The following is a 23,327-nucleotide window of genomic DNA, read 5'->3' as shown; positions in this document are numbered from 1 at the left end:
CGCTTGGGGTCAGCCAAGCGTCAGGTTTATAGATTAATAATGAATGACTGAGCGGATACTCTTACCTTCGTGCATTAAATCAAAGGCTTCATTGATATCTTCAAGTTTCATGGTGTGAGTGATGAAGTCGTTTAACGCAAACTCACCATTCATATAACGCTCAACAATTTCAGGCAACTCAGAACGACCTTTAACGCCACCAAATGCACTACCACGCCATACACGGCCTGTTACAAGTTGGAATGGACGCGTTGAGATTTCTTGGCCAGCACCAGCTACACCAATGATGACTGATTCGCCCCAGCCTTTGTGACAACATTCAAGTGCAGAACGCATAACATCAACGTTACCAATACACTCAAATGAGAAATCAACACCACCGTCAGTCATTTCAACAATGACTTCTTGAATTGGTTTGTCGAAATCTTTCGGGTTTACTAGGTCTGTTGCCCCCAGTTTTGTAGCCAAATCAAATTTGCTAGTATTGATATCGATACCAATAATACGGCTTGCGCCTGCCATTTTCGCACCAATAATCGCTGATAAACCAATACCACCTAGGCCAAAAATAGCCACAGTGTCGCCTTTTTGTACTTTAGCTGTTTTCGTTACAGCACCCATACCTGTGGTAACACCACAGCCAAGTAAACAAATCTCTTCAAGTGGCGCTTCTTTGCTCACTTTAGCTAGTGAAATCTCAGGCAATACTGTGTACTCAGAGAAGGTAGAGCAACCCATATAATGATAAATCGGTTGACCATCTTTATAGAAACGAGTGGTGCCATCTGGCATTAAACCTTTTCCTTGAGTTTCACGCACTGCAGAGCATAGGTTGGTTTTACCTGATTTACACATCTTACATTCACCACACTCGGCAGTGTAAAGAGGGATTACGTGATCGCCTACTTCTACATGTGTCACACCTTCACCCACAGCTTCAACAATACCACCACCTTCATGGCCAAGGATTGCTGGGAAAATACCTTCAGGGTCTTCACCAGATAAAGTAAATGCATCTGTGTGGCAAACACCAGTAGCAACAATCTTTACAAGCACTTCGCCTTTTTTTGGCATCATTACATCCACTTCTTCGATTGATAGTGGTTGATTTGGACCCCAAGCGATAGCCGCTTTTGATTTAATAAAATCAGTCATAACGTTCCCTTATAGTTGTTGGAAGTAAGTAATAAACCTAGTCTATTTTATTTATTTCTCAATGAATGATAATCTCAGTTTTATTAAAACACTTTTACAGTATGGTAATAATGAATCGTTGGCATGGAATCGATGAGTTTTTAGCAGTAGCAGAAACTGGCAGTTTTACTAGGGCTGGTAAAATGCTTGGTATGTCGGTGGCGCATGTGAGTCGGTATGTCAGTCAATTAGAGGAGCGTTTAAATACACAGCTGTTGACCAGAACAACCCGCAAAGTTGTGCTAACCAAAGAAGGTGAAATATTTGCTCATCAAACAAAGCAACTTCAGCATGCAATGGATGATGCAACGGCACTGCTTGCAGAACAGCAATTGACACCTAAAGGCACTATAAAGCTGACTGCTCCTGTAATGTATGGAGAAAGTTATATTATGCCAGCGGTGCATTCGTTTATGCAAAAGCACCCTGATATTGAAGTGATCAGCCATTTAAGTAATGAGCAAGTTAATCTACTCGAAGAAGGGTATGATTTGGCAATACGACTAGGGCATTTAAAAGATTCTTCTTTAAAAGCAAGGCGCATTAATCAGCGCAGGCTAGTTATTTGCTGTAGCCCTGAATATATAAACAACTATGGGCAACCACACAGTGTGAGTGAGTTACACCATCATCATTGCTTAATTGGTAATAACAGCTATTGGCGGGTAAAAGAGCAAAACCAAGATAAACACATAAAAGTAGCAGGGCGCTTACAATGTAACAGTGGTTGGGCATTGGTAGATGCTGCAATTAAAGGGTTAGGTATTGTGCAACTGCCAGACTATTATGTAAATGAGCACTTAAATACGGGGAACCTCGTTGCTGTGTTATCGAATGTTGCGCCTGCACCTGAAGGTGTATGGGGGGTGTATCCACCAAGACAGTTTATTGCAACGAATGTAAAAGCATTACTTGATCATCTTGTTGAGAGTGTTCAAGTATCGGATTTATAATTATTTTTTACAATTTCTCGCATCCCATCATGGCTAAATATATGCTAACATGAGCGCATATTTAGCCCTTGGATTACCCATAAATTATTATGTTTCAACCTGTTAGCCTTTTTATAGGGCTGAGATATAGTCGCTCTTCAAAGGGTAATGCCTTTATCTCATTTATTTCATTTTTTTCTATTGCAGGCATCGCTATTGGCCTGATGGCTCTTTTTACGGTTAGCTCGGTTATGAATGGTTTCGAGAATAATCTAAAAACCAATATGCTAGGGCTAATTCCTCATATTGAAGTAGAAGGGGATTCCCATTCAAAAGAGGCAATGGCGACGCTTAAAACTCAGCTTACAAACTCTCAAGATGTAAAACAAGTCAACCTATACCGTCATGGTGAAGCCATTTTACAAACAAATAAAGACTTACATGGTGTGTTGTTACAAGGGCTTTATGATGATGGAAACTCACTTTATCAGATTAAAGATAAAATTGTCGTGGGTGATTGGTCATTGGTGATGGATAAACAGTACCATATTGCCATAAGTCGTTATTTAAGTCGCAAGCTTGGTATCTCCATTGGTGATAAAGTGCGAGTTATTATGCCAAATGCAAGCGCGTATACCCCCTTGGGTAGGGTGCCGAGTCAACGCTTATTTACGGTCGCAGCTTTATACGAAACGCAATCTGAAATCGATACCTCTTTAGCCTTCACCAGTGGTTACTCATTACAACGAGTTTTAAAAATAGCATCATCAGCAGCACCTAATTTAAGTGTATCCTTGTATGAGCCTTTTGCTGTTGAGGATGTTTTACAATCACACAGTCAGATGTTGGCTGGGTTTAAGTATTCAGATTGGCGAGACACGCAAGGAACCCTTTTTGCCGCTGTAGCAATGGAGAAAAGGATCATGTCAATGCTATTGGGACTGATTGTTTTAGTTGCTGTATTTAATATTGTCTCAGCGTTGACCATGATGGTGAGCGAAAAGCAAAGTGAAGTAGCAATTTTGCAAACGCTGGGTTTAACGCCCAAGCAAGTACAACATGTATTTATGATACAAGGCTTGTATAACGGTCTTATCGGTACCAGTATCGGTGCTTTACTTGGGGTATTGTTAAGTAGCAATATCAATGAATTATTGAATATGTTAGGCATCAATTTATTAGCAGGTGTGAGCTTACCCGTTAAATTTGATGTTATGAGTTTGAGCCTAATTGCCGCAGGGAGTATTGCGATGAGCTTTTTAGCCACTTTGTATCCTGCCCGAAAAGCTGCAAAAGTGAATCCAGCAGAGGTATTACGTTATGAGTGATTTAGTCATCAATTGTCAGCAGCTGAACAAAGTTTATCAAGATGGCGATAACCAAGTTGAAGTATTAAAAGGGGTTGAACTGGCGCTTAAACAGGGTGAAATGTTGGCCATCGTTGGCAGCTCAGGATCGGGTAAAAGTACTTTATTGCACATTTTAGGAACCCTCGATAATGCAACAAACGGCACAGTCGAAATTAAAGGTAAGCAAGTAGGAAAGCTAAACCGCAAACAACAAGCTAACTTTCGCAACGAAAATCTTGGTTTTATTTACCAATTCCATCATTTGTTAATGGAATTCACTGCGATTGAAAATGTTGCTATGCCATTGCTTATAAAAGGCTTAAGTGCAATTGAAGCGAACAAAAAAGCATTAATTATGCTTGATAAAGTAGGTCTTTCTCATCGCAGTGAGCATAAACCTTCAGCGTTATCAGGCGGTGAGCGTCAACGTGTTGCCATTGCAAGGGCCTTAGTTACTGAGCCTGCGTTAGTACTTGCAGACGAACCAACCGGTAATTTAGACAAACAAAATGCAATAAAAATTTATGACTTAATTAAAGAGTTAAATAGCAGTCTCAAAACAAGCTTTGTTGTGGTCACGCATGATTTAGAGCTTGCAGATAAGCTGGGAAAAATTGCTTATTTAGATGATGGTAAGCTTGCAATTAAAGAGTCTCAAGATGTTGCTTAGTGCCTTTATTTCAAAACGTTTTCGCGCACACAGTGGTCATAAAGATGGTCAAAATGGTTTTGTGAGTTTTATAGCAAAGGCTTCGACCATAGGTATTCTATTAGGTGTTGCTGTTCTTATTGTTGCGCTATCGGTCATTAATGGCTTTGAGCAGCAATTGGTGCACAGATTATTGTCTGTTGTGCCACAAGTTGAATATGTTGCCCCAAATAAACCGATCAATGATTGGCAAAATAAAGTCAAATTACTACATGAGCAAAATGGCGTTGCTGGCGCAGCGCCTTTTATTAGTGTAAGTGGTATGGCACAGTTTAAAAATGAACTGAAAGCGGTTGAGGTACGCGGAGTTGAAGCCGATTTAGAGAACCAAGTTTCTGCGCTTAATCAGTTTACTCATGGCCGTTTAGTAAGCCAACTACAGCAAGAAGATGTCATATTAGGTCAACAAATCGTCAATAAGCTTGGCCTAGAAATTGGCGACCCTGTTACGTTATTGATCCCACAGATTAATCAACAAACGAGTAAGTTATTGTCACCAAAGCGGGTGAGTTTAAAGCTCGTGGGTATTGTTAATATGGGCGGGCCTATAGATGAAACAGCTGCGTATATAAGATTAGATAAAGCACAAGCTGTGCTGGGTTTTACTAAAAACCAAGTAACAGGGCTTAGGTTAAAAGTGGATGATGTTTTTGCAGCACATCAAACGGCGATGCGGGTCGGGCAAGTTATCCCCGACTATGTGTATGTGTCTAGTTGGTTTAGAACACAAGGCAGTTTGTATCAGGATATTCAAATGGTTCGCACGATTGTTTATATCGTGGTGTTTTTAATTATTGCTGTTGCCAGCTTTAATATTGTTTCATCCTTGGTGATGGAAGTACGCGAGAAACAGGCAAACATTGCTATCTTAAAAACCATGGGTGCACAAGATAGTACAATCTTGGCAACTTTTGTTATGCAAGGCTTTACTCAAGCCCTAATTGGTGTGCTGTTAGGTACTGTTATTGGTGTTATGGTGGCACTTAATATAAGTGAGCTGTTTACTTGGTTAAGCAACCTAGCTGGTGATAACCCGTTACAAGGTGTTTATTTTGTTGAGTTTCTACCGAGTAAGTTAGTTTGGCAAGATATTGTTGTTACAGTTTTTGTTACTTTTATTTTGGCTATACTAGCAACACTTTATCCAGCATGGCAGGCAACAAGAATTGACCCTGCAAAGGTGTTAGGTAACTAAAAGTGTGAATCAAGCTTAAATGCTCGCAAACACTTGCACCCTAGTATATTAAGCCTTAAAGTGTCCTAAATGTAGTAAAAGAGTAACCAATATGGAACAAAAACAAGCTAAGCCACTGACAGAAGAAGAGCAAGCACAAGCACACAAGCAAAGTATTATGTGGCAACGAGAATGTTTCCAGAACGCGCAAAAGCATTTAGCTGAAAAAGGTGTGATCCCGCAAACTGTCATTGAAAAAGAAAGCCGCTTTATTGCGCCACTAGTTGCTGTTTGGAAATTCAAAGCCCAAAATGGTAAAAGCTACTGGGTGGTGACGGGTCGTTTACCAACGGACCACGCCGAAGCGAGCGCAGCGAAAGATGCACGTGAAGCTTTACGCTTCTTTTCGATGCAATGGCAGCTTAAAGCAGACCAACTTATGCAATCAGGTGCAGTTGATAAAACAAAAGTTGATTTTGCAAACCTGTTGATAAATCGTGCACACGGTTTATATGAGTTATTTGAAAAAGATGATATGTGGCAAAACGAGCCTGCATAATCTGAGTTTACTGTAAAAAGCTGAATAGAACTATTCAGCTTTTTATTTTGTATCGTTAATGCACCAAGGTGAATGGTCGCGTATCAAATTGTTTGATGGGGCAAAGCATTCGTTGTCTTGGAATACCAGCTTCCATAAATACTAAGCCGTCTGCTGCAAAACCATTTCGTTTAAACCTGTCAACTTCGTTCAAAATGCAATTAATACTCACACAGTCGCACCCTTGTTTTTCAGCCATTTTAACTAAATAGGTTAGTAGCGATTTATAGACAGAGCGATTGCGATGCTCAGGCAAGACAGCAATACGGCCTATGAGCCCATCATTACATAAACGCCCTGTAGCGACAGGGCATTTACCATCTTTTGTGACCAATACATGGTGCGCTGTTTGATCAAGATGATCGAATTCTACGTGTTTAGGGATGTGTAATTCATATACAAACACACGCTCCCTGATTTGCTGCAAGAGTTCCTTGTCGATACTCCATTCAACTTCATCGATATGATAGCCCATAAACACACGCTCCTAACAAAACCAAATACCCTCATTTAAAAGTGTAGTAAAGGTTTTCAAGAAAATGTGATTATTTTTTGAACTATTTATGTCGGTAGCTGTCAGGTAAGTTTGATCGGTGAGCTTTTTGATTAGCTCAAGTTCATCTAAATCATGCATATAGTTAACACCATTGATGCTTAATAGAACCTGTTCATCAATTATTTGGTAAATTGCACGAGTACCGCCTAAACGCTCAAAAACAACGTCTTCATCATTGAGTAAGTCATTTACATCATCTAATGTGTAGGGCTCTTCTAAAGGCGCTAAATCCATTTCATGCTTTGGCTGGCTCATACTATTGCCTAGCCAAGTCTTAAACACTGCGTCATCATTAATCGCAGCAATCATTAATTGTTTTACTTTCTCGGCTTCAGTTTGGTTAAGTTCACCTTTTGATGAGCGTAATTTAAGCTCTGCATCACCGTATCGTTGATTGCCAAGTTCAGTATCAATGAGGTGATCAGCAAATTGTGATAATAAATCGCGTTGGTTTGGCGCTCTAAAACCCACAGAGTAATTAAGTGCATTTTCAACTGCGTAACCTTCATGTGGGCAACCTGGTGGAATATAGAGAATATCTCCAGGTTCTAACACACAATCGATAACCGCAGGGAATTGCTCAACTTGCAACAGACTTTTATTTTGCGCAAATTGTTTTAAATTCGCGTCAGGCATACCAACTCGCCAGTGGCGTTTACCTTCACCCTGTATAATAAACACATCGTACTGGTCTAAATGCGGGCCTACACCACCACCTGGGGTTGAGTAGCTGATCATCAAGTCATCGATACGCCAGTTTGGAATAAAGCGAAATGGTTCTAGCAGTTGCGCTGCATCGTTATGCCAATGGTCAACTGCTTGCACTAAGAGTGTTGAATGTTGCTCTGTCAGTAAGCTAAAGTCTTCAAACGGGCCATGATATGCTTGCCAATTATCTGAGTGATTGGTCACAATACGTGATTCAATGCTTTCTTCCATGGCTAGACCGGCCAATTCTTCGGGCTCTATAGGATCAGCAAAATCTTTGAAGCCTTGTTTAATAAGTAATGGTTTTTTCTGCCAATACTCAGCTAAAAATTGCTCTTGGGTTAATGAATTGATGGTTAATTGATACATAACATGACCTAAGCGAATTGATATAAAAAAAGCGAAAGGAAGGCCTTTCGCTTTTTTAAGTCTTAATTTGAATTTAAGCTAAGTTGTCGATGAACTCAACAGCACGACCAATGTAATTAGCCGGTGTTAATTTTTTCATTTCTACTTTTGCTTCTTCAGGTAACTCAAGACCATCGATGAAATCAGCCATGATTTCTTGGTTTACGCGCTTACCACGAGTAAGGTCTTTAAGTTTTTCATATGGCTTTTCGATACCATATTTACGCATAACCGTTTGGATTGGCTCTGCTAGTAATTCCCAGTTTTGGTCTAGCTCTGCTAATAAACGCTCTTCGTTTACTTCAAGCTTGCTAACACCTTTTAATGTCGCTTGGTAAGCGATAAGTGTGTAACCCATACCAACACCCAGGTTACGTAACACTGTTGAGTCAGTTAAGTCACGTTGCCAGCGAGAAACAGGTAGTTTTTGCGCAAGGTGAGTAAAGATAGCGTTAGCAATACCTAAGTTGCCTTCAGAGTTTTCAAAATCAATCGGGTTTACTTTGTGAGGCATGGTTGAAGAACCAATCTCACCAGCGATTGTTTTTTGTTTAAAGTGGTTAAGTGCAATGTAGCCCCAAACGTCACGGTCAAAATCAAGTAATACAGTGTTGAAACGTGCAACTGCATCGAATAACTCAGCAATGTAATCGTGCGGCTCGATTTGTGTTGTGAATGGGTTAAATGTTAAACCTAGGCTCGTTACGAACTGCTCAGCGTGGCTGTGCCAATCGTAATCTGGGTATGCACTTAGGTGAGCGTTGTAGTTACCTACAGCGCCGTTGATTTTACCTAACATTTCGACGTTAGCAATTTGATCACGTTGACGCTTTAAGCGCATGTATACGTTTGCAAACTCTTTACCCATTGTAGAAGGGGTAGCTGGTTGACCATGTGTACGCGTCATCATCGCTACTGATTTATACTCAACCGCTTTTTCTTTTAATGCATTTAGAAGTTGGTCACAGTATGGAAGTAATACTTTGTCACGCGCTTCTGTCAGCATTAAACCGTGAGACAGGTTATTGATGTCTTCTGAAGTACATGCAAAGTGAATGAATTCGTTTACTGCGTTAAGCTCTGCGTTGTCTGCTACTTTTTCTTTAAGTAGGTATTCAACCGCTTTTACGTCATGGTTCGTTGTGCGCTCGATTTCTTTAACGCGTGCTGCATCAGCTTCGCTAAAGTTATCAACAATGGCATTAAGTAAAGCATTAGCCTCGTCGCTAAATGCCGGTACTTCTTTGATTGCGCTAGCTGCAGATAAAGCTTGTAACCAACGAACTTCAACAGTTACACGGTATTTGATTAAACCAAATTCGCTGAAAATGCTGCGTAGTTCCGTGGTCTTGCTGCCGTAGCGACCATCTACCGGAGAGATAGCGGTTAACGCTGAAAGCTCCATAATGACTCCTAAATTGTCTAGTTTGAACGATAATTAAATATACTGTTTAGCAATGGCAAGGATTTTTCTCTTCGAAAAGAAAAAGTGACGGCGTTTACCGCCCATTTGTCGCCATAACACGGCACTACGAATTCCGGCCAATAATAGGGCGCGGATTTTGTTTTGCGTGAGTTGCTGCTTTAATAACTCTGGCTTGCCGTACACTTGAATACGATGCCCAAGGGGGCTTAGCACCGATGAGTAAATATCGGCAAGCGCTGCGACCACAGTATCATCTGTGATAGCAAAATGGTCGAGGCGACGCTTAACATCATCAATGCGACGACCTAATTCATTTAAACTGTTTTGTTTTGCACTTAATGCGCGCTCTAACTGCATTAAGCCACCCACATATTTTACGATTTCAACGTCTTTGTCAGAGCCTGCTGAAAGCTGGGCGATTAAGACACGGTAACCGTCACGTAAATTATGTTTACCCTGATATACATCTTCAGGGCTATTAGGTGATGTCTCGACAATACAGTTTAGTAATTTTTCTAATTCGTGATCACTGCCTTGGCCATATTGCGCAACTTTTTGTACTTGTTTGGCAACTTGGCACATGGCGGCTAAAGCCATGACTTGGTGTTCTGTCATTATTTAATCACCGAATCAATAATACCACCACCTAAACAGACCTCTTCAGCATAGAATACGGCTGATTGACCTGGTGTAACTGCTTTTTGTGGCTCATCAAATAATACGCGTGCCATTCCATCTTCACCAACAAGTAAAGTACAGCTGATGTCTTCTTGGCGATAACGGGTTTTAACAGTACAGCGTGTGGTACCTTTGGGGCCTTCGCGGTCAACCCAGTGAAGTTGATTTGCATTTAAACCATTGCTGTACAGGCGAGGGTGGTCTTTACCTTGACCAACCACTAATACGTTACGGTCAACGTCTTTATCAACCACATACCAAGGTTCACCTGAACCCTCTTTCATGCCACCAATTAATAAACCTTTACGTTGACCAAGGGTGTGGTACATCAAGCCTTCGTGATCACCTACTTCGTTGCCATCGGTATCTTCAATTTTACCTGGCTGTGCTGGTAAGAATTTTTGTAAGAAGTCTTTAAACTTACGCTCACCGATAAAGCAAATACCGGTACTGTCTTTTTTATCATGCGTAATTAAGTCTTGTTCTTCAGCTATGCGGCGAACTTCAGGTTTAGCAATATCGCCAACAGGGAACAGTGTTTGCGCAATATGTTCATGGCTTAGAGTGTATAAGAAATAACTTTGATCTTTGTTGTCATCAAGACCACGACACATAACAAATTTATCACCACGCTTTTCGCGGCGTACATAGTGGCCTGTGGCAATGTAATCAGCACCCAAAGCCTCTGCTGCAAATTCTAAAAATGCTTTGAATTTGATTTCTTTATTACACATAATGTCTGGGTTTGGCGTACGGCCTGCCTTGTACTCAGCTAAAAAGTACTCAAACACATTGTCCCAGTATTCGGCTGCAAAATTTACAGTGTGAAGCTCAATGCCTAGTTTGTCGCACACAGCTTGTGCGTCTTTAAGGTCTTCAGCTGCAGCGCAATATTCATCATTATCGTCTTCTTCCCAGTTTTTCATGAACAGGCCTTCAACTTGATAGCCTTGTTGCTTTAATAAATACGCTGATACAGAAGAATCCACACCGCCGGACATACCCACGATGACTTTAATGTGACTATTTTCGCTCATAATATTCGCTGTCATTTTTTAACTGCTATGGAAAGGCTGGCATTATAGCATGCTTTTAGACGCCCAAACCAGCCAAAATCACAGCCGTTATTGGTAAATCAAACTCAGTGGGTAGGCTTTGCCAGCTAAATGATCTTCAATGCATTTTAAAACTAGAGGGCTTCTAAGCGGCAGGCTTTTAATTTGCTCAAGGCTAAACCAATCTGCGCCTAGAATGTCATCATCTAGGGGAGATGGTTTAAACAGCTCTGGGCTATTAAAAGCAAAGCTAAAACGCATATAGTGAACGCCATTCGCGGCATGCAAATTATAAATGCCAACAAGGTGGCTGGGGCTAAGGCTAATGCCCGTTTCCTCTATAAGTTCACGATGTGCAGCATCTGCTAAGGTTTCATTTGCCTCCAAATGGCCGGCAGGTTGGTTATAACAGATTTCACCTGTGTGTTTGTCACGCTCTTTAACAAGTAAAAATTTCTCTTGGCACGTGACAATAGCGGCCACTGTGACATTGGGTTTATGCATCTGGGTTGTTCACTACTTTAAATTGGCCGTTATCTAAGCCATCGAGAGTATAGTCACCAATGCTGTACCGAATTAATCGCAAAGTAGGAAAGCCAACATGAGCAGTCATCCGGCGAACTTGGCGATTACGTCCTTCAGTGATAGAGATTTCTAACCAACTGGTTGGAATGTTTTTCCGCTCGCGAACGGGTGGTGTACGCGGCCAAATTAATGGCTCGTCAATACGTCTGACCTTAGCGGGCTTGGTCATGCCATCTTTAAGTTCTACGCCTTTGTTAAGGGCAAAGATAGCCTCATCACTGACATCACCTTCTACTTGCACCCAATATGTTTTAGCTGTTTTTTTATTGGGTTCAGTTAGTGTGTGTTGTAACTTACCGCAGTTTGTAAGAAGCAAGAGTCCTTCGCTGTCTCTGTCTAGGCGTCCTGCCGCATACACGTCTTTAATAGTAATAAAGTCGGCTAGGGTTTTACGGTTTTGGTCATCAGTAAATTGGCAAAGCACATCAAATGGTTTGTTAAACAGCACCACTTTGCGTTGCTCTGGGCTAATTACTTTTTTTACTTCTCGTTTTTGCGTAGGTCTTGAGTATGTTCGGCCATTGCTGCGACGCGGTTTATTTTTTGGTTTTTTTACCATTAAATGCACCTAGCCGGTTTAGGTAAACCTGCAATTTTAGTTGCTTGCTTTGCAGGGCCTTTTGGAAATAGTTTGTATAAATACATACTGTTACCTTTTTCTTCACCTAGCTTTTGAGCCATTGCTTTTACCAGCATACGAATAGCGGGGCTGGTGTTGTATTCAAGATAAAAATCACGCACAAAATGCACAACTTCCCAGTGCTGTTCACTTAAGGTAATGTTCTCTTGCTCGGCAATAATAGGTGCAAGCTCTTCGCTCCAATCATTTGTATCGAGCAAATAGCCTTGTTTGTCTGTTTCAATCTGTTTGTTATTAAATTCAAGCATGATTTACCAAGTAATCGTGTTTTGAGCTGATAATGTGAGTTCTATAAATTCAGCATAGCTAATGTTAATATCACTTTCGTTTAGTGAGATGGCGCGTGCAGTGGCATCTTCTTCCAATAAGTGCAGGGTAGCAGAAAATTGTTTAAATTGGTTGATGTTATAACAAGCATCACCAACCAAAAGTACAGCGTGGTTGCTATCTATCAAATTCTCAAGTGTATTAAGGCAGTAATGCGATAAAGGTTTTGAAAAAATATGTAAGGTATTCATAGAGTCACCACTTGATGCTGTTGAGCTATTAAAGCACGCTGCTGTTCAAAGTTAGCAACTTTAACGTCAATAATGAGATTTTCCTTAGTTAAATTAAAATCCACAAGTGACTTCTCGCACACATATATGTTTTCAACATCATATAACTCAAGCGTTTTTATCGTTTTAAAATAATTTTTAATACCTAACAGTTCAGGTTGTTGGTTTTTTTTAAGTGCTAGCACTGCATCCGCACTTAATAACCAACTGATATTCTGATCAATAGCTGCGAAGATAAGTGCCATGTCGAGCGATTCCCGAATGTGTTGGTCGTCAAATGGAGCATGTTGACTTATTACTAAAACATTTTTCATTTAAATTGCACCCATTTATCTGCTTCACTGGCTAGCATTGCAAACTCAGCAAGCCCTGCAACCTTGAAAACACCCGTATTCTGTGTATCCAAACCACGTTTTTCGGCTGCTGTAACGCATAACAATAGAGGAACTTCTTTTGCCGATAACTTTTGCCAAAGTTGTTTTATAGGTAGTTCATCGCTAGCAAGATCTAAATGATTGCTCGCATGGAAAATTCCTGCTTGGTATAAGAAAATAGCTGAAATGGTGTGGCCGCCTGCAATACAAGCTTCAGCAAACTTAATTAAGCGCTGTGTTGTATCATGATCAGTCGGTGCGGTATGAAGAGATAGTACAAATTGTGCCAAAACGCATCCAATAAAAAAGCCCCTAGAAAGGGGCTATTTTATCAGATAAATATCTATTTAGTCATCACTTGCGCCAAGTAGGTGCAGAAGTGATGTAAATAAGTTATATACATTCAAGTAAAGGGCTACAGTTGCACGAATGTAGTTAGTTTCACCACCGTTAATAATGCGGCTTGTGTCAAATAAGATTAAGCCAGACATGATTAAAACTACAGCAGCATTGATAACCATAAAAGTAATAGAGCTACCGATGAATAGGTTTACTAAACTGGCAATGATAACAACGATTAGACCAACTGTTAAAAAGCCACCCATGAATGAGAAGTCTTTTTTAGTCGTCAGTGCATAGGCTGATAAACCAAAGAAAATTAACGCGGTCGAACCAAGAGCCTGCATTATGAGTAATGGGCCGTTTGGCATTGCTGCATAGTAATTTAAAATAGGACCAAGGCCTGCGCCCATAAGCCCTGTAAATACAAATACCCAAGCGACACCAGAGGCTGAGTCAGCTTTTTTGTTGACTACAAAAAGTACACCAAATGCAATAAGGCTGAATACCAGACCCATGAAGTAAGGTAAATTCATCGCCATTGAAATACCGGCTGTCACTGCGCTGAATGCTAATGTCATGGCCAGTAAGAAATAAGTATTTTTAAGTACTTTGTTTGTTTCAATGGTCGACATAACCGGTTTAGCGGTATTGTACGAGTGATTAAACGCCATTGTAGAGCTCCTTTAAATGAACTATTTAGTTCGTTAGTTCCAATTATTAAACTAGAACTAAGACTACCAAGAGTTATATATTTGGGCAAACCTTTGTAGTTCAATAGACACGATAAATAATTGAAAAGTTCAATGTTGCGCATAATCTAAACGCTGCTGTACTAATGCTGAGCAAATTAATTGTTTTTTAATCACTTAAACAGTTTTTTGAAAAAAAAGCTTCACAAAGCTCATTGGCTTATCTATTATGCACGCCGTCGGAGAGATGGCAGAGTGGTCGAATGCACCGGTCTTGAAAACCGGCAGGGGTTTGTAGCCCCTCTAGGGTTCAAATCCCTATCTCTCCACCATTATTACTAAGCTATTTGCGCAAGCGAGTAGTTATTTCGCATTCGGAGAGATGGCAGAGTGGTCGAATGCACCGGTCTTGAAAACCGGCAGGGGTTTGTAGCCCCTCTAGGGTTCAAATCCCTATCTCTCCACCATCATCAGAGCCGCTGATTAGTTCAGCGGCTTTTTTGTGTCTAATCCTTTCTCATCTCTAGTACGACTATTGTCGATATTTCGGATTTTCTCTAGTTAGTCCATGCTTATTACTTCTCGTATTATCTTTGTTAAAGTAGGGAATTTATGAAACATCGTATAGCAAAGAGTGTAGGACTATCTTTATTATCGCCTGTGATCATTGGTTGTGTCTTAGGCCTGTATTATGCGTTTACCTTAGAAGGAAATGGCTTAAGTATTTTCTTTAACCTCTTAGTGAGCGCCATTTCTAATGCCCATATTGTTGGCTTAACAATGGCGGCCTTTGTCGTGCCTGGTTACTTATTAATGTATAAGTACGCGAAAGTGAACTACTCGGGTGTTTTAACACTGGGTTTATTAGGTGGCGCTATTTTTAGTTACTTGCTAAGTGCAACGGCGGGTACCGCATTTATTGTGAATGCACTTATGTCTGCATTGGCTGCAGGTTTATTCTTATTTGGATTAAGACAGGGCTTGGCAGTTCAAACTCCCCATCAATAGCAGAATATTTAATCAAGCTGACTGAAATTGAGGGCAAAATGTTTTTTTTTGCCTTTAAAAGGTTTCATTTGTCGCCCACAAAGAGTACCTTTAGCTACTGTATGTTTAATAAGAAGTAGTTTGGTATGTCGAAGCAAAAATTTTACCAGTCATTAGTTAAACAAACTGAATCGCTGATTAATGGTGAGTCAAATGTTATAGCGAATATGGCAAATATTAGTGCGCTTTTGTTTACCTCGTTAGAGGATATTAACTGGGCGGGTTTTTATTTAATGGATTCGCCAGATGAGCTAGTACTTGGTCCGTTTCAAGGCAATCCAGCCTGTATCCGTATTCCTGTAGGTAAAGGAGTATGTGGCACGGCTGCTAAGACACAAGAAACACAATTAGTGGAAGATGTTCATGCATTTGCCGGTCATATAGCCTGTGACGCTGCATCTAACTCTGAAATTGTGGTACCCATTTTTAAAGATGGTAAAATTTTTGCCGTACTTGATATTGATAGTCCAAGTATCGGACGTTTCGATGTTGACGACCGCACAGGTCTAGAAGCACTTGTAAAATGCTTTGAGGCAAACCTGTAATGAAAGATCTGCTAAACGTGCAAGATTACCTTTTTTCCATTCAAGATGTTGGTGATTGGGAAGGAGAAGAAGAAGTTGTAGCCGAAAGGCTCAATGAGTTGATTCACATGGCTTGGGATCGTCTCCCTGACGACCTTGACTGTGAATCGATTGATGAAATTATAAATGGTATTTGGGAACACCTTCGAGGGGAGCTTGCACTTTTAGAGGCCGAATTCGAAGAGTTGACCGACTGGGTAACACACTATGCCGATTCATCACTTGATGAAAAGATGTAATAAAAGGTTCTAACATGGAAACCACAAACAAGCTAAAAGATATTAATGAAGTACTGGATTTCTTATATCAAGAATTTCCGCAATGTTTTAAACAAAAAGACGGCATTCAGCCGCTTAAAGTCGGTATCTTTAAAGATATCGCTGAGCGCATTGAAGGTTCTGAGAAAGTAAGTAAAACTCAGGTTCGTCAAGCACTTAGAAAGTATACCTCAAATTGGCGCTATTTAGAGGCAGTGACTAAATCTGAGTTCCGCATCGATCTTGATGGTAATCAAGATGAAAAAGTGGAACAAGAACACATTGAGCACGCCCAAAAAGCACTTGAAGAAAGCCGCGCCAAAATGGCTAAGCGTAAAAAGCAGCAACGTCCACGTAGAGATTCAGACACAAAATCTTACAAAAAGAACGGTGCTCAAAATGCCAAATCTGGTGATAAAGGCGCTAGAGTAGGTAATAAGCCTGCAAAAGCTGCACCTGCTAAACGTTCAGGAAAAGTTGAACCTTTACCTGCCTCTGAGGTCAAGGTTAATAGCAAAGTGAAAGTTAAACTTGGCCAAGCCCTTGTAAATGCTGTTATAACAGAAGTGAACAAAGATGAAGTTCATGTTGAGTTAGTAACAGGGATGCAAGTTAAGACCAAAGCAGACAGCCTGTATATCATTTAATAGCTGTAAAAAGAAAGGAGTTGTGTATGAGTAAAAAGTTTACGCTCATTCCGTTAGTCGCTGCCCTGTTTTCAGGCTCATTATTGGCCGCTGCAGATAATTTAACTGAAGATGATTTGCCAGTACTCAAGCAAGAAAGCCAGCATAGTACAGCAAGCAAACGGGTGACAAACTTATTTACTCGTGCACACTATAAACCAATACGTTTTAACGATAGCTTATCTGAAAAAGTTTTCGAACGTTATATTGAGTCTCTTGACTATAATAAGAGTGTCTTTTTAGCCTCAGACATTGCTTCTTTTGAGCAGTATAAAGATCAGTTTGACAATGCATTGTCGACAGGCAAACTTGGTTTTGCATTTGATATTTTTAATCTGAGCCTAAAACGTCGCTTTGAACGTTATGACTATTCTTTATCGCTCCTAGAAAAGGAAATGAAGTTTGATAAAGAAGATGAGTACGTGTTTGACCGTGAAGAAGCTAATTGGGCTACAAGCCAAGCTGAGCTCGATGAACTTTGGCGTCAACGCGTTAAATATGATGCGTTACGTTTAAAAATGACGGGTAAAGATTGGCAAGGAATTAAAGACGTTCTTACCAAGCGCTACCACAATGCGCAAAAACGTTTAGTGCAAACAAACAGTGAAGATGCTTTCCAAATCGTGATGAATTCATTTGCACGTAGCATCGAAGCACATACTTCTTACTTATCGCCACGTCGTGCTGAACAGTTTAAGATGGATATGGACCTTGAGCTGGAAGGTATAGGTGCCGTTCTTAGCTATGATGAAGATTACACGGTTATTCGTAGTTTAGTGCCAGGTGGCCCTGCGGATAAATCAGAACAAATCAAAGCCGATGACCGAATTATTGGTGTAGCTCAAGATGGCGAAGAGTTTGTTGATGTGATTGGTTGGCGTCTTGATGACGTGGTTGACTTAATCAAAGGTCCTAAAGGCACTAAAGTTCGTTTGCAATATTTAAAAGGTGCAGACGCCCATGGTACACCTAAAGTCGTTGAGATTACGCGTGATAAAATTCGCCTTGAAGACCGCGCAGCTAAATCAGAAGTATTTGAAGCTAAATATTCAGACTTAACCAGTAAAATTGGTGTGATTGAAATACCAGGTTTCTACAATAACTTGTCGCAAGACGTTAAAGTTGAAATAGCTAAGTTAAAAGAAGCTAAGGTTGATGGTATTATTATCGATTTGCGTCAAAACGGTGGTGGTTCTTTATACGAAGCAACTCAGTTGTCAGGTTTGTTTATCGATCAAGGACCCGTGGTACAAATCCACACTTTAAATAATCGAATTGAAGAGCAAAAAGACCGCGATGGTGTCACTTTTTATGATGGTCCATTAACCGTTTTAGTTGATCGATACAGTGCTTCAGCATCTGAAATATTCGCAGCTGCAATGCAAGACTATGGTCGTGCAATTGTCATTGGTGAGCAAACCTTTGGTAAAGGTACAGTACAACAGCATAAACCACTTGGTCGTGCTTATGACTTATATGATCACCCATTAGGTAGCGTACAGTACACAATTGCTAAATTCTATCGTATTAATGGTGGTAGTACTCAGCATAAAGGTGTGATACCAGATGTATCGTTCCCATCGGCAATCGATCCAGCGGATTGGGGCGAAAGCCAACAAGACAACGCGTTACCGTGGGATAGTATCATTCGTGCTAAGTATAACTCTGTTGATAACCTAGAGCCTGCAATTGCGTATGTGAATAAGTTACATGATACACGTATTGCGAGCGAGCCAGAGTTCGGTTACGTATTTGATGATATTAAGCGTTATCAACAAGAGAAAGATCGTAAAACAATTTCCCTGGTTGAAGCCGCTCGCATTAAAGAGAAAGATGAAGGTGAAGAACGAGCACTTGAGCGTGCCAATGAACGTTTAGTTCGCCTAGGTGAAAAGCCGGTAGAGAACTTAGACGATTTACCTGACACCTTAGATGATCTTGACCCATTTTTGGAAGAAGCGGCATTAATCACGCAAGATTACATCAAGTACGGCCGTATCGCGAAAAAATAAATACTTACTTATGATTAATAAAAAGGCGCTTAGGCGCCTTTTTTGCTACCTAAAACAGGTCAGCTTGTTATAATTGGACAATCTGGCTGTCAAAAAAGCCACTGAAGTTTTGCGTCAAGCTTACAATAATAATTAAACACGCCACATAAGACGTGTAGGAGACTATCTTTTGAATTCTATTGAAGAAAAGCCGATCAAGCAGGCTAGTTTTTTAGATGCTTTGATCCCAATTACTGTGCTTGTGTGCCTTTTAGGCGCTGCTGTTTATTTGTTTGGTGATAATTCGTCATCAGGTCCTAACCAAATTGCATTATTGTTTGCTACTTTTACAGCGGCGTTAATTGGTTTAAAAAATGGCTATACATGGAAAAAACTTGAACAAGCCATGATTGAAGGGATTACCTTGTCCCTTGGTGCAATTATTATCTTGCTTATGGTTGGTGCCTTAATTGGTACTTGGCTATTATCAGGTACTGTGCCCACCCTTATTTATTATGGCCTTCAAATCATTAATCCAAGTTGGTTTTATGCTGCCAGTTGTTTAATTTGTGGCATTGTAGCTATGAGTATTGGTAGTTCATGGACCACTGCTGCAACTATCGGTGTGGCGTTATTAGGTGTTGCAACTGGTCTTGGTCTTGAGCAAGTTGTTACTGCTGGTGCTGTTATTTCTGGTGCATACTTTGGTGATAAGTTAAGCCCTCTTTCAGAAACCACAAACTTAGCACCTGCAGTAGCCGGTGCCGATTTATTTGACCATATTCACCATATGCTTTGGACAACGGTACCAAGCTTTATCATCGCTTTAATTATTTTTATCTTTATGGGCTTTAATGCCGGTGGCTCAGCTGAGGCGGGGCGTATTGAAGAAATTGTCAATTTACTGGAACAAAACTTCAACATTGGTTTTGAAATGCTAGTGCCCTTAGCTGTGCTGCTATTTTTAGCTATTCGTAAAATGCCAGCTTTTCCTGCTATATCAATCGGTGCTGTGCTTGGTGCTATTTGGGCAATGCTATTTCAATCAGATTTAATTAGCAGCCAAATTGATGCATCACAAGGTGAAATTATTGGCTATTTTAAACTAGTATGGACCACTTTTTTCGATGGGTTTAGTATCGATACTGGTGATGAAAAAATGGATTCATTGCTCAGTGGTGGTGGTATGGCTGGCATGTTAACGACTACATGGTTAATTATGACTGCGCTTATGTTTGGTGCCATTATGGAAAAAACGGGCTTACTTGATATGTTCGTAAAGAGCATTTTAAAAATAGCGAAGAGTACCGGCTCGCTTATTACCGCAACGATTGCTACGTGTATCGGTACAAATGCGGTAGCGGCTGATCAATACATTGCCATTGTCGTGCCTGGCCGCATGTTTAAAGAAGAATATGAAAAACGTGGTTTAAAGCCGGTTAACTTATCACGCACCTTAGAAGATGGCGGAACGATAACTAGTCCATTGATCCCCTGGAATACTTGTGGTGCGTATATGCAAAGTGTTTTATTAATCAATCCATTTGATTATGCACTGTATGCTTTCTTTAATTTAATTAATCCGTTCCTAGCGGTTATTTATGCTTATTTGGGAATTAAGATTTTACGCATTACCCCAAAACATGCGAAACCAAGCACTGTTGAATAATAACGTAAGGCCCTACAGAAGTGGGGCCATTTGGAGCCTTTTATGTCTGTAACGAATAAACCTCAAGCTCAATATCTAAAAGATTACCAAGCCCCACAATTTTCAATTCACCATATCGATTTACGCTTCGAATTAGCACCATTAAAAACCACAGTGCAATCGACAATGACGATGAGTCGTACGGATAATACCGAGGCCGATCTAATATTAGATGGTGTGGATTTAGTGCTTATTTCATTATCTGTAAATAATGAACAATACGATGATTATACACTTGAAGATGAAAAGCTGATTATCCATCATTTACCTGACAGCTTTACACTTAAAATAGAAAATCATATTGATCCACAAACAAATACATCACTTGAAGGGTTGTATTTATCTGGCGGTGCGTATTGCACGCAATGTGAAGCGCAAGGTTTTAGAAAAATTACGTATTACATGGATCGCCCTGATATTTTAGCCAGCTTTGATGTCACCATTATCGCGGACCAGAAATACACTCATTTATTATCAAATGGCAATCAAATTGACGCTGGCACATTGGATGACGGTCGTCATTTTGTAAAATGGCAAGACCCATTCAAAAAGCCAAGTTACTTGTTCGCCCTAGTAGCAGGGGATTTTGATGTTTTGCGTGACCACTACACAACTAAGTCTGGTCGTAACGTAGAGCTGGCATTATTTGTCGATAAAGGAAATTTAGCTAAAACCCCGCATGCAATGTCTTCACTTAAAAAGTCAATGCAGTGGGATGAAGAGCGTTTTAATCTTGAGTATGACCTAGATATATACATGATTGTTGCTGTCGACTTTTTTAATATGGGTGCGATGGAAAATAAAGGGCTAAATATCTTTAATAGCAAATGCGTACTAGCCAACCAAGAGACGGCCACAGATAAAGATTACCATACCATTGAGTCTATCGTTGGCCATGAGTATTTTCATAACTGGACCGGTAACCGTGTAACGTGTCGAGATTGGTTCCAGCTATCATTAAAAGAAGGCTTAACGGTCTTTCGTGACCAAGAGTTTAGCAGTGATTTAGGCTCACGAGCACTTAACCGAATTGACGCGGTTAAGGTTATGCGTACCCACCAGTTTAGCGAAGATGCAGGGCCTATGGCGCACCCAATTCGTCCTGAAAAAGTGATTGAAATGAATAATTTCTACACTGTCACAGTCTATGACAAAGGCGCTGAAGTTATTCGTATGATGCACACTTTATTGGGCGAAGAGAAGTTCCAGCAAGGCATGTCACTCTATTTCGAACGTCATGATGGACAAGCTGTGACCTGTGATGACTTTGTCGCTGCTATGAATGATGCGTCAGGCATTGATTTAAGCCAATTTAAACGTTGGTATAGTCAAGCTGGCACTCCAAAACTGAATGTTGAGCAACAGTACCATAGCGAAAAACAAACGTTTACTTTAACAATTGAGCAATTCGCACCAGACAATCAACCTGAGAATGACCTGTTGCATATTCCATTTGCTATTGAGTTATTGAATCCGGCGGGGGAGTCATTACCTCTGGTAGTAAATGATCAAGCCCATGATTCAGTATTGAATGTGACTAAACAGAAGCAACAATTTGTTTTTGAAGGACTCGCTGAGCGACCTGTTGCTGTTCTATTGGAAGACTTCTCGGCTCCTTGTATTGTCAATCAATCAAGCTCGGCTGAGGATTTACTGCATATAATGCGTTTTGCTCGTAGTGACTTCTCTCGCTGGGATGCGCAACAACGTCTTTTGACCAATGAAATTAAAACAGCGATTTCGTCGGGTAATAACGAGTTATCGCCGTCGGTTATTAATACATTCGATACGCTTATTACTAAGCGGGAAGGTGATTTAGCATTGATTGCTGAATTACTTAAATTACCAAGCTACGATACTCTGGCTGCTGAATACAAAGTCATTCCTGTTGATAATATTATTGATGTATTAAATGCGTTTGAAAAACAAATTGCATCAAGTCTTTCAGAGTCCTTAACGAATTGTTATCAATCACTCGAAGATGATGGGTCAACATCTGCTGACGCTGTTGCGGTGCGAGCATTAAAACAAGTTTGTTTGCATTACTTAGCTAAAACACCTGATCCAGCTATCAATGAGCTAATCATTGAAGCTGCAAATAGCGCGAATATGACAAATGTGCTCGCGTCACTGGGTGCTGTGGTGAAAGCAAATCATTCTCTTGGCGAGCGTTTATTGAGTGAATTTGATGCCAAGTGGCGTCATGATGTACTGGTAATGGATAAGTGGTTTGCCTTACAGGCGATGAATGATACTGATACCTGTATCGATGAAATTAAAGGTTTATATGAGCACCCAAGTTTTGATTTTGGCAACCCTAACCGTGTTCGAGCATTAGTGGGTAGTTTTAGTCATTTTAATATTACGCAATTTCATCGTGCAGATGGCAAGGGCTATCAGTTATTGGGTGATCTATTGGTTAAGCTTAATGAAATAAACCCACAGAATGCGTCAAGAATGTTGACACCTTTCATGTCATGGCGTCGCTATGACGACAATCGTTCAGCGGCGATGAAGGCACAACTTACTCGGCTAGCGTCATTGGATGGTTTAAGTGACGACTTATATGAAAAAGTAGAGAAGGCACTTGCTAGTTAATGAACGAATACTATTTTTCGCTCTACCTGAGTTACTCTAAATGTTTAGATTATTATCATGGTAAATATAAATCAGTCCAAGTGACGGAAGATGGTGGTAAAACAGTTCGTTTCGATGCTGAACATTTGCGTCCTTTTATTTCTTCGATAGGAATAAGAGGGCGCTTTAGGCTGATACTCACTGAGCAAAACAGATTCCTTAAACTTGAGAAAGTCAGCTAAAAGCATGAAATCTAATTTATAACTCTTCTTCAAAGTACGGTATTTTGTTCTAAAATTAACCGTACTTTGCTGTCCCCAATTAACTAAATTTATTATATTTTTGTTAATTCGGTTTGTTCTATTGTTAATTTACGTGTATAAATTATCTGGTATGACGTCTTACCAATACGTAAACGTCACATAATTAAATAAATATTAACCGATTGAACGCGTTCTATATTGTATTTTTACTATTTCGCTTCTATCGTTAGAAAGATACTA

Annotated in this window: 26 protein-coding genes and 2 tRNA genes; 15 read left to right on the top strand and 13 right to left on the bottom strand. The window is 40.2% G+C overall.

What is annotated here, in order from left to right:
* Positions 1-33 precede the first annotated feature (33 nt).
* Positions 34-1,155: an S-(hydroxymethyl)glutathione dehydrogenase/class III alcohol dehydrogenase gene (locus L3V38_RS05525; RefSeq protein WP_062568960.1), complete on the bottom strand. Its 1,122-nt coding sequence runs from the start codon at positions 1,153-1,155 to the stop codon at positions 34-36.
* A 110-nt stretch (positions 1,156-1,265) separates the two neighbouring features.
* Here L3V38_RS05525 and L3V38_RS05520 point away from each other — a divergent pair, with 110 nt between their 5' ends.
* The 5 genes from L3V38_RS05520 (at position 1,266) to L3V38_RS05500 (ending at position 5,917) form a co-directional block, all read left to right on the top strand.
* Positions 1,266-2,147, top strand: coding sequence for a LysR family transcriptional regulator (locus tag L3V38_RS05520; protein WP_237118644.1), 882 nt, complete (start codon positions 1,266-1,268; stop codon positions 2,145-2,147).
* Positions 2,148-2,236: 89 nt separating this feature from the next.
* Positions 2,237-3,454 carry a lipoprotein-releasing ABC transporter permease subunit gene (locus L3V38_RS05515; RefSeq protein WP_130149764.1) on the top strand — a complete coding sequence of 406 codons (1,218 nt, stop codon included), beginning with the start codon at positions 2,237-2,239 and terminating at the stop codon, positions 3,452-3,454.
* A complete protein-coding gene (gene lolD / locus L3V38_RS05510) occupies positions 3,447-4,145 on the top strand; it encodes a lipoprotein-releasing ABC transporter ATP-binding protein LolD (RefSeq protein WP_237118643.1) in 699 nt (232 codons plus the stop codon). The genes L3V38_RS05515 and lolD overlap by 8 nt, the downstream gene beginning before the upstream one ends.
* Positions 4,135-5,379: a lipoprotein-releasing ABC transporter permease subunit gene (locus L3V38_RS05505; RefSeq protein WP_237118642.1), complete on the top strand. Its 1,245-nt coding sequence runs from the start codon at positions 4,135-4,137 to the stop codon at positions 5,377-5,379. Before lolD ends, L3V38_RS05505 begins: the two co-directional genes overlap by 11 nt.
* Positions 5,380-5,470: 91 nt before the next feature.
* Positions 5,471-5,917: a DUF4826 family protein gene (locus tag L3V38_RS05500; protein ID WP_062568965.1), complete on the top strand. Its 447-nt coding sequence runs from the start codon at positions 5,471-5,473 to the stop codon at positions 5,915-5,917.
* A gap of 55 nt (positions 5,918-5,972) precedes the next feature.
* On the opposite strand, the gene L3V38_RS05495 is transcribed toward L3V38_RS05500, so the two are convergent.
* The 12 genes from L3V38_RS05495 to L3V38_RS05440 all read right to left on the bottom strand — a co-directional run bounded on the left by L3V38_RS05495 (position 5,973) and on the right by L3V38_RS05440 (position 13,956).
* On the bottom strand, positions 5,973-6,431 hold the full coding sequence (locus L3V38_RS05495) for a GNAT family N-acetyltransferase (RefSeq protein WP_130149767.1): 459 nt from the start codon (positions 6,429-6,431) through the stop codon (positions 5,973-5,975).
* Between the two features lie 12 nt (positions 6,432-6,443).
* Positions 6,444-7,589, bottom strand: a complete 1,146-nt coding sequence (locus L3V38_RS05490; RefSeq protein WP_237118641.1) for a cupin domain-containing protein — start codon at positions 7,587-7,589, stop codon at positions 6,444-6,446.
* Between the two features lie 73 nt (positions 7,590-7,662).
* The gene (gene purB, locus L3V38_RS05485) at positions 7,663-9,033 is read right to left on the bottom strand and encodes an adenylosuccinate lyase (RefSeq protein ID WP_054561603.1); all 1,371 of its coding nucleotides are present in this window, start codon (positions 9,031-9,033) and stop codon (positions 7,663-7,665) included.
* Between the two features lie 33 nt (positions 9,034-9,066).
* A complete protein-coding gene (gene hflD, locus L3V38_RS05480; protein WP_130149769.1) occupies positions 9,067-9,669 on the bottom strand; it encodes a high frequency lysogenization protein HflD in 603 nt (200 codons plus the stop codon).
* Positions 9,669-10,769, bottom strand: coding sequence for a tRNA 2-thiouridine(34) synthase MnmA (gene mnmA, locus L3V38_RS05475; RefSeq protein WP_237118767.1), 1,101 nt, complete (start codon positions 10,767-10,769; stop codon positions 9,669-9,671). Before mnmA ends, hflD begins: the two co-directional genes overlap by 1 nt.
* Positions 10,770-10,856: 87 nt before the next feature.
* Positions 10,857-11,291, bottom strand: coding sequence for an NUDIX hydrolase (locus L3V38_RS05470; RefSeq protein WP_237118640.1), 435 nt, complete (start codon positions 11,289-11,291; stop codon positions 10,857-10,859).
* A complete protein-coding gene (locus tag L3V38_RS05465) occupies positions 11,284-11,931 on the bottom strand; it encodes a pseudouridine synthase (protein WP_237118639.1) in 648 nt (215 codons plus the stop codon). The genes L3V38_RS05470 and L3V38_RS05465 overlap by 8 nt, the downstream gene beginning before the upstream one ends.
* A complete protein-coding gene (gene tusE, locus L3V38_RS05460; RefSeq protein ID WP_062568972.1) occupies positions 11,931-12,260 on the bottom strand; it encodes a sulfurtransferase TusE in 330 nt (109 codons plus the stop codon). Before tusE ends, L3V38_RS05465 begins: the two co-directional genes overlap by 1 nt.
* A gap of 3 nt (positions 12,261-12,263) precedes the next feature.
* Complete coding sequence (locus L3V38_RS05455; protein WP_237118638.1) at positions 12,264-12,530, bottom strand: DsrH/TusB family sulfur relay protein; 267 nt, start codon at positions 12,528-12,530, stop codon at positions 12,264-12,266.
* A complete protein-coding gene (gene tusC / locus L3V38_RS05450) occupies positions 12,527-12,883 on the bottom strand; it encodes a sulfurtransferase complex subunit TusC (RefSeq protein ID WP_237118637.1) in 357 nt (118 codons plus the stop codon). Before tusC ends, L3V38_RS05455 begins: the two co-directional genes overlap by 4 nt.
* Entirely contained in the window at positions 12,880-13,233 is a 354-nt protein-coding gene (gene tusD / locus L3V38_RS05445; protein ID WP_130149774.1) for a sulfurtransferase complex subunit TusD, read from the bottom strand. The genes tusC and tusD overlap by 4 nt, the downstream gene beginning before the upstream one ends.
* Before the next feature lie 57 nt (positions 13,234-13,290).
* Entirely contained in the window at positions 13,291-13,956 is a 666-nt protein-coding gene (locus L3V38_RS05440) for a Bax inhibitor-1/YccA family protein (RefSeq protein ID WP_130149775.1), read from the bottom strand.
* Positions 13,957-14,215: 259 nt separating this feature from the next.
* On the opposite strand from L3V38_RS05440, the gene L3V38_RS05435 reads away from it, so the two are divergent.
* The 10 genes from L3V38_RS05435 (at position 14,216) to L3V38_RS05390 (ending at position 23,066) form a co-directional block, all read left to right on the top strand.
* Positions 14,216-14,306 (top strand) — tRNA-Ser (locus L3V38_RS05435).
* Positions 14,307-14,350: 44 nt separating this feature from the next.
* Positions 14,351-14,441, top strand: a tRNA-Ser gene (locus L3V38_RS05430).
* 145 nt (positions 14,442-14,586) lie between these two features.
* Positions 14,587-14,982, top strand: coding sequence for a hypothetical protein (locus tag L3V38_RS05425; RefSeq protein WP_237118636.1), 396 nt, complete (start codon positions 14,587-14,589; stop codon positions 14,980-14,982).
* A gap of 125 nt (positions 14,983-15,107) precedes the next feature.
* The gene (locus tag L3V38_RS05420) at positions 15,108-15,566 is read left to right on the top strand and encodes a GAF domain-containing protein (protein WP_237118635.1); all 459 of its coding nucleotides are present in this window, start codon (positions 15,108-15,110) and stop codon (positions 15,564-15,566) included.
* Positions 15,566-15,844, top strand: coding sequence for a hypothetical protein (locus L3V38_RS05415; protein ID WP_237118634.1), 279 nt, complete (start codon positions 15,566-15,568; stop codon positions 15,842-15,844). The genes L3V38_RS05420 and L3V38_RS05415 overlap by 1 nt, the downstream gene beginning before the upstream one ends.
* A 14-nt stretch (positions 15,845-15,858) precedes the next feature.
* Positions 15,859-16,509, top strand: a complete 651-nt coding sequence (proQ, locus tag L3V38_RS05410) for an RNA chaperone ProQ (RefSeq protein WP_130149779.1) — start codon at positions 15,859-15,861, stop codon at positions 16,507-16,509.
* A 26-nt stretch (positions 16,510-16,535) separates the two neighbouring features.
* The gene (gene prc, locus L3V38_RS05405; RefSeq protein ID WP_237118633.1) at positions 16,536-18,560 is read left to right on the top strand and encodes a carboxy terminal-processing peptidase; all 2,025 of its coding nucleotides are present in this window, start codon (positions 16,536-16,538) and stop codon (positions 18,558-18,560) included.
* A gap of 169 nt (positions 18,561-18,729) precedes the next feature.
* The gene (nhaC, locus tag L3V38_RS05400) at positions 18,730-20,208 is read left to right on the top strand and encodes a Na+/H+ antiporter NhaC (protein WP_237118632.1); all 1,479 of its coding nucleotides are present in this window, start codon (positions 18,730-18,732) and stop codon (positions 20,206-20,208) included.
* Positions 20,209-20,250: 42 nt separating this feature from the next.
* A complete protein-coding gene (gene pepN, locus L3V38_RS05395) occupies positions 20,251-22,845 on the top strand; it encodes an aminopeptidase N (protein WP_237118631.1) in 2,595 nt (864 codons plus the stop codon).
* Positions 22,845-23,066, top strand: a complete 222-nt coding sequence (locus L3V38_RS05390) for a DUF2835 domain-containing protein (protein ID WP_062568984.1) — start codon at positions 22,845-22,847, stop codon at positions 23,064-23,066. The genes pepN and L3V38_RS05390 overlap by 1 nt, the downstream gene beginning before the upstream one ends.
* Positions 23,067-23,327: the final 261 nt, after the last annotated feature.

The sequence above is a fragment of the Pseudoalteromonas sp. L1 genome, assembly GCF_021728095.1.
Classification (GTDB): domain Bacteria; phylum Pseudomonadota; class Gammaproteobacteria; order Enterobacterales; family Alteromonadaceae; genus Pseudoalteromonas.
This window is presented reverse-complemented; position numbering and strand designations above follow the sequence as displayed.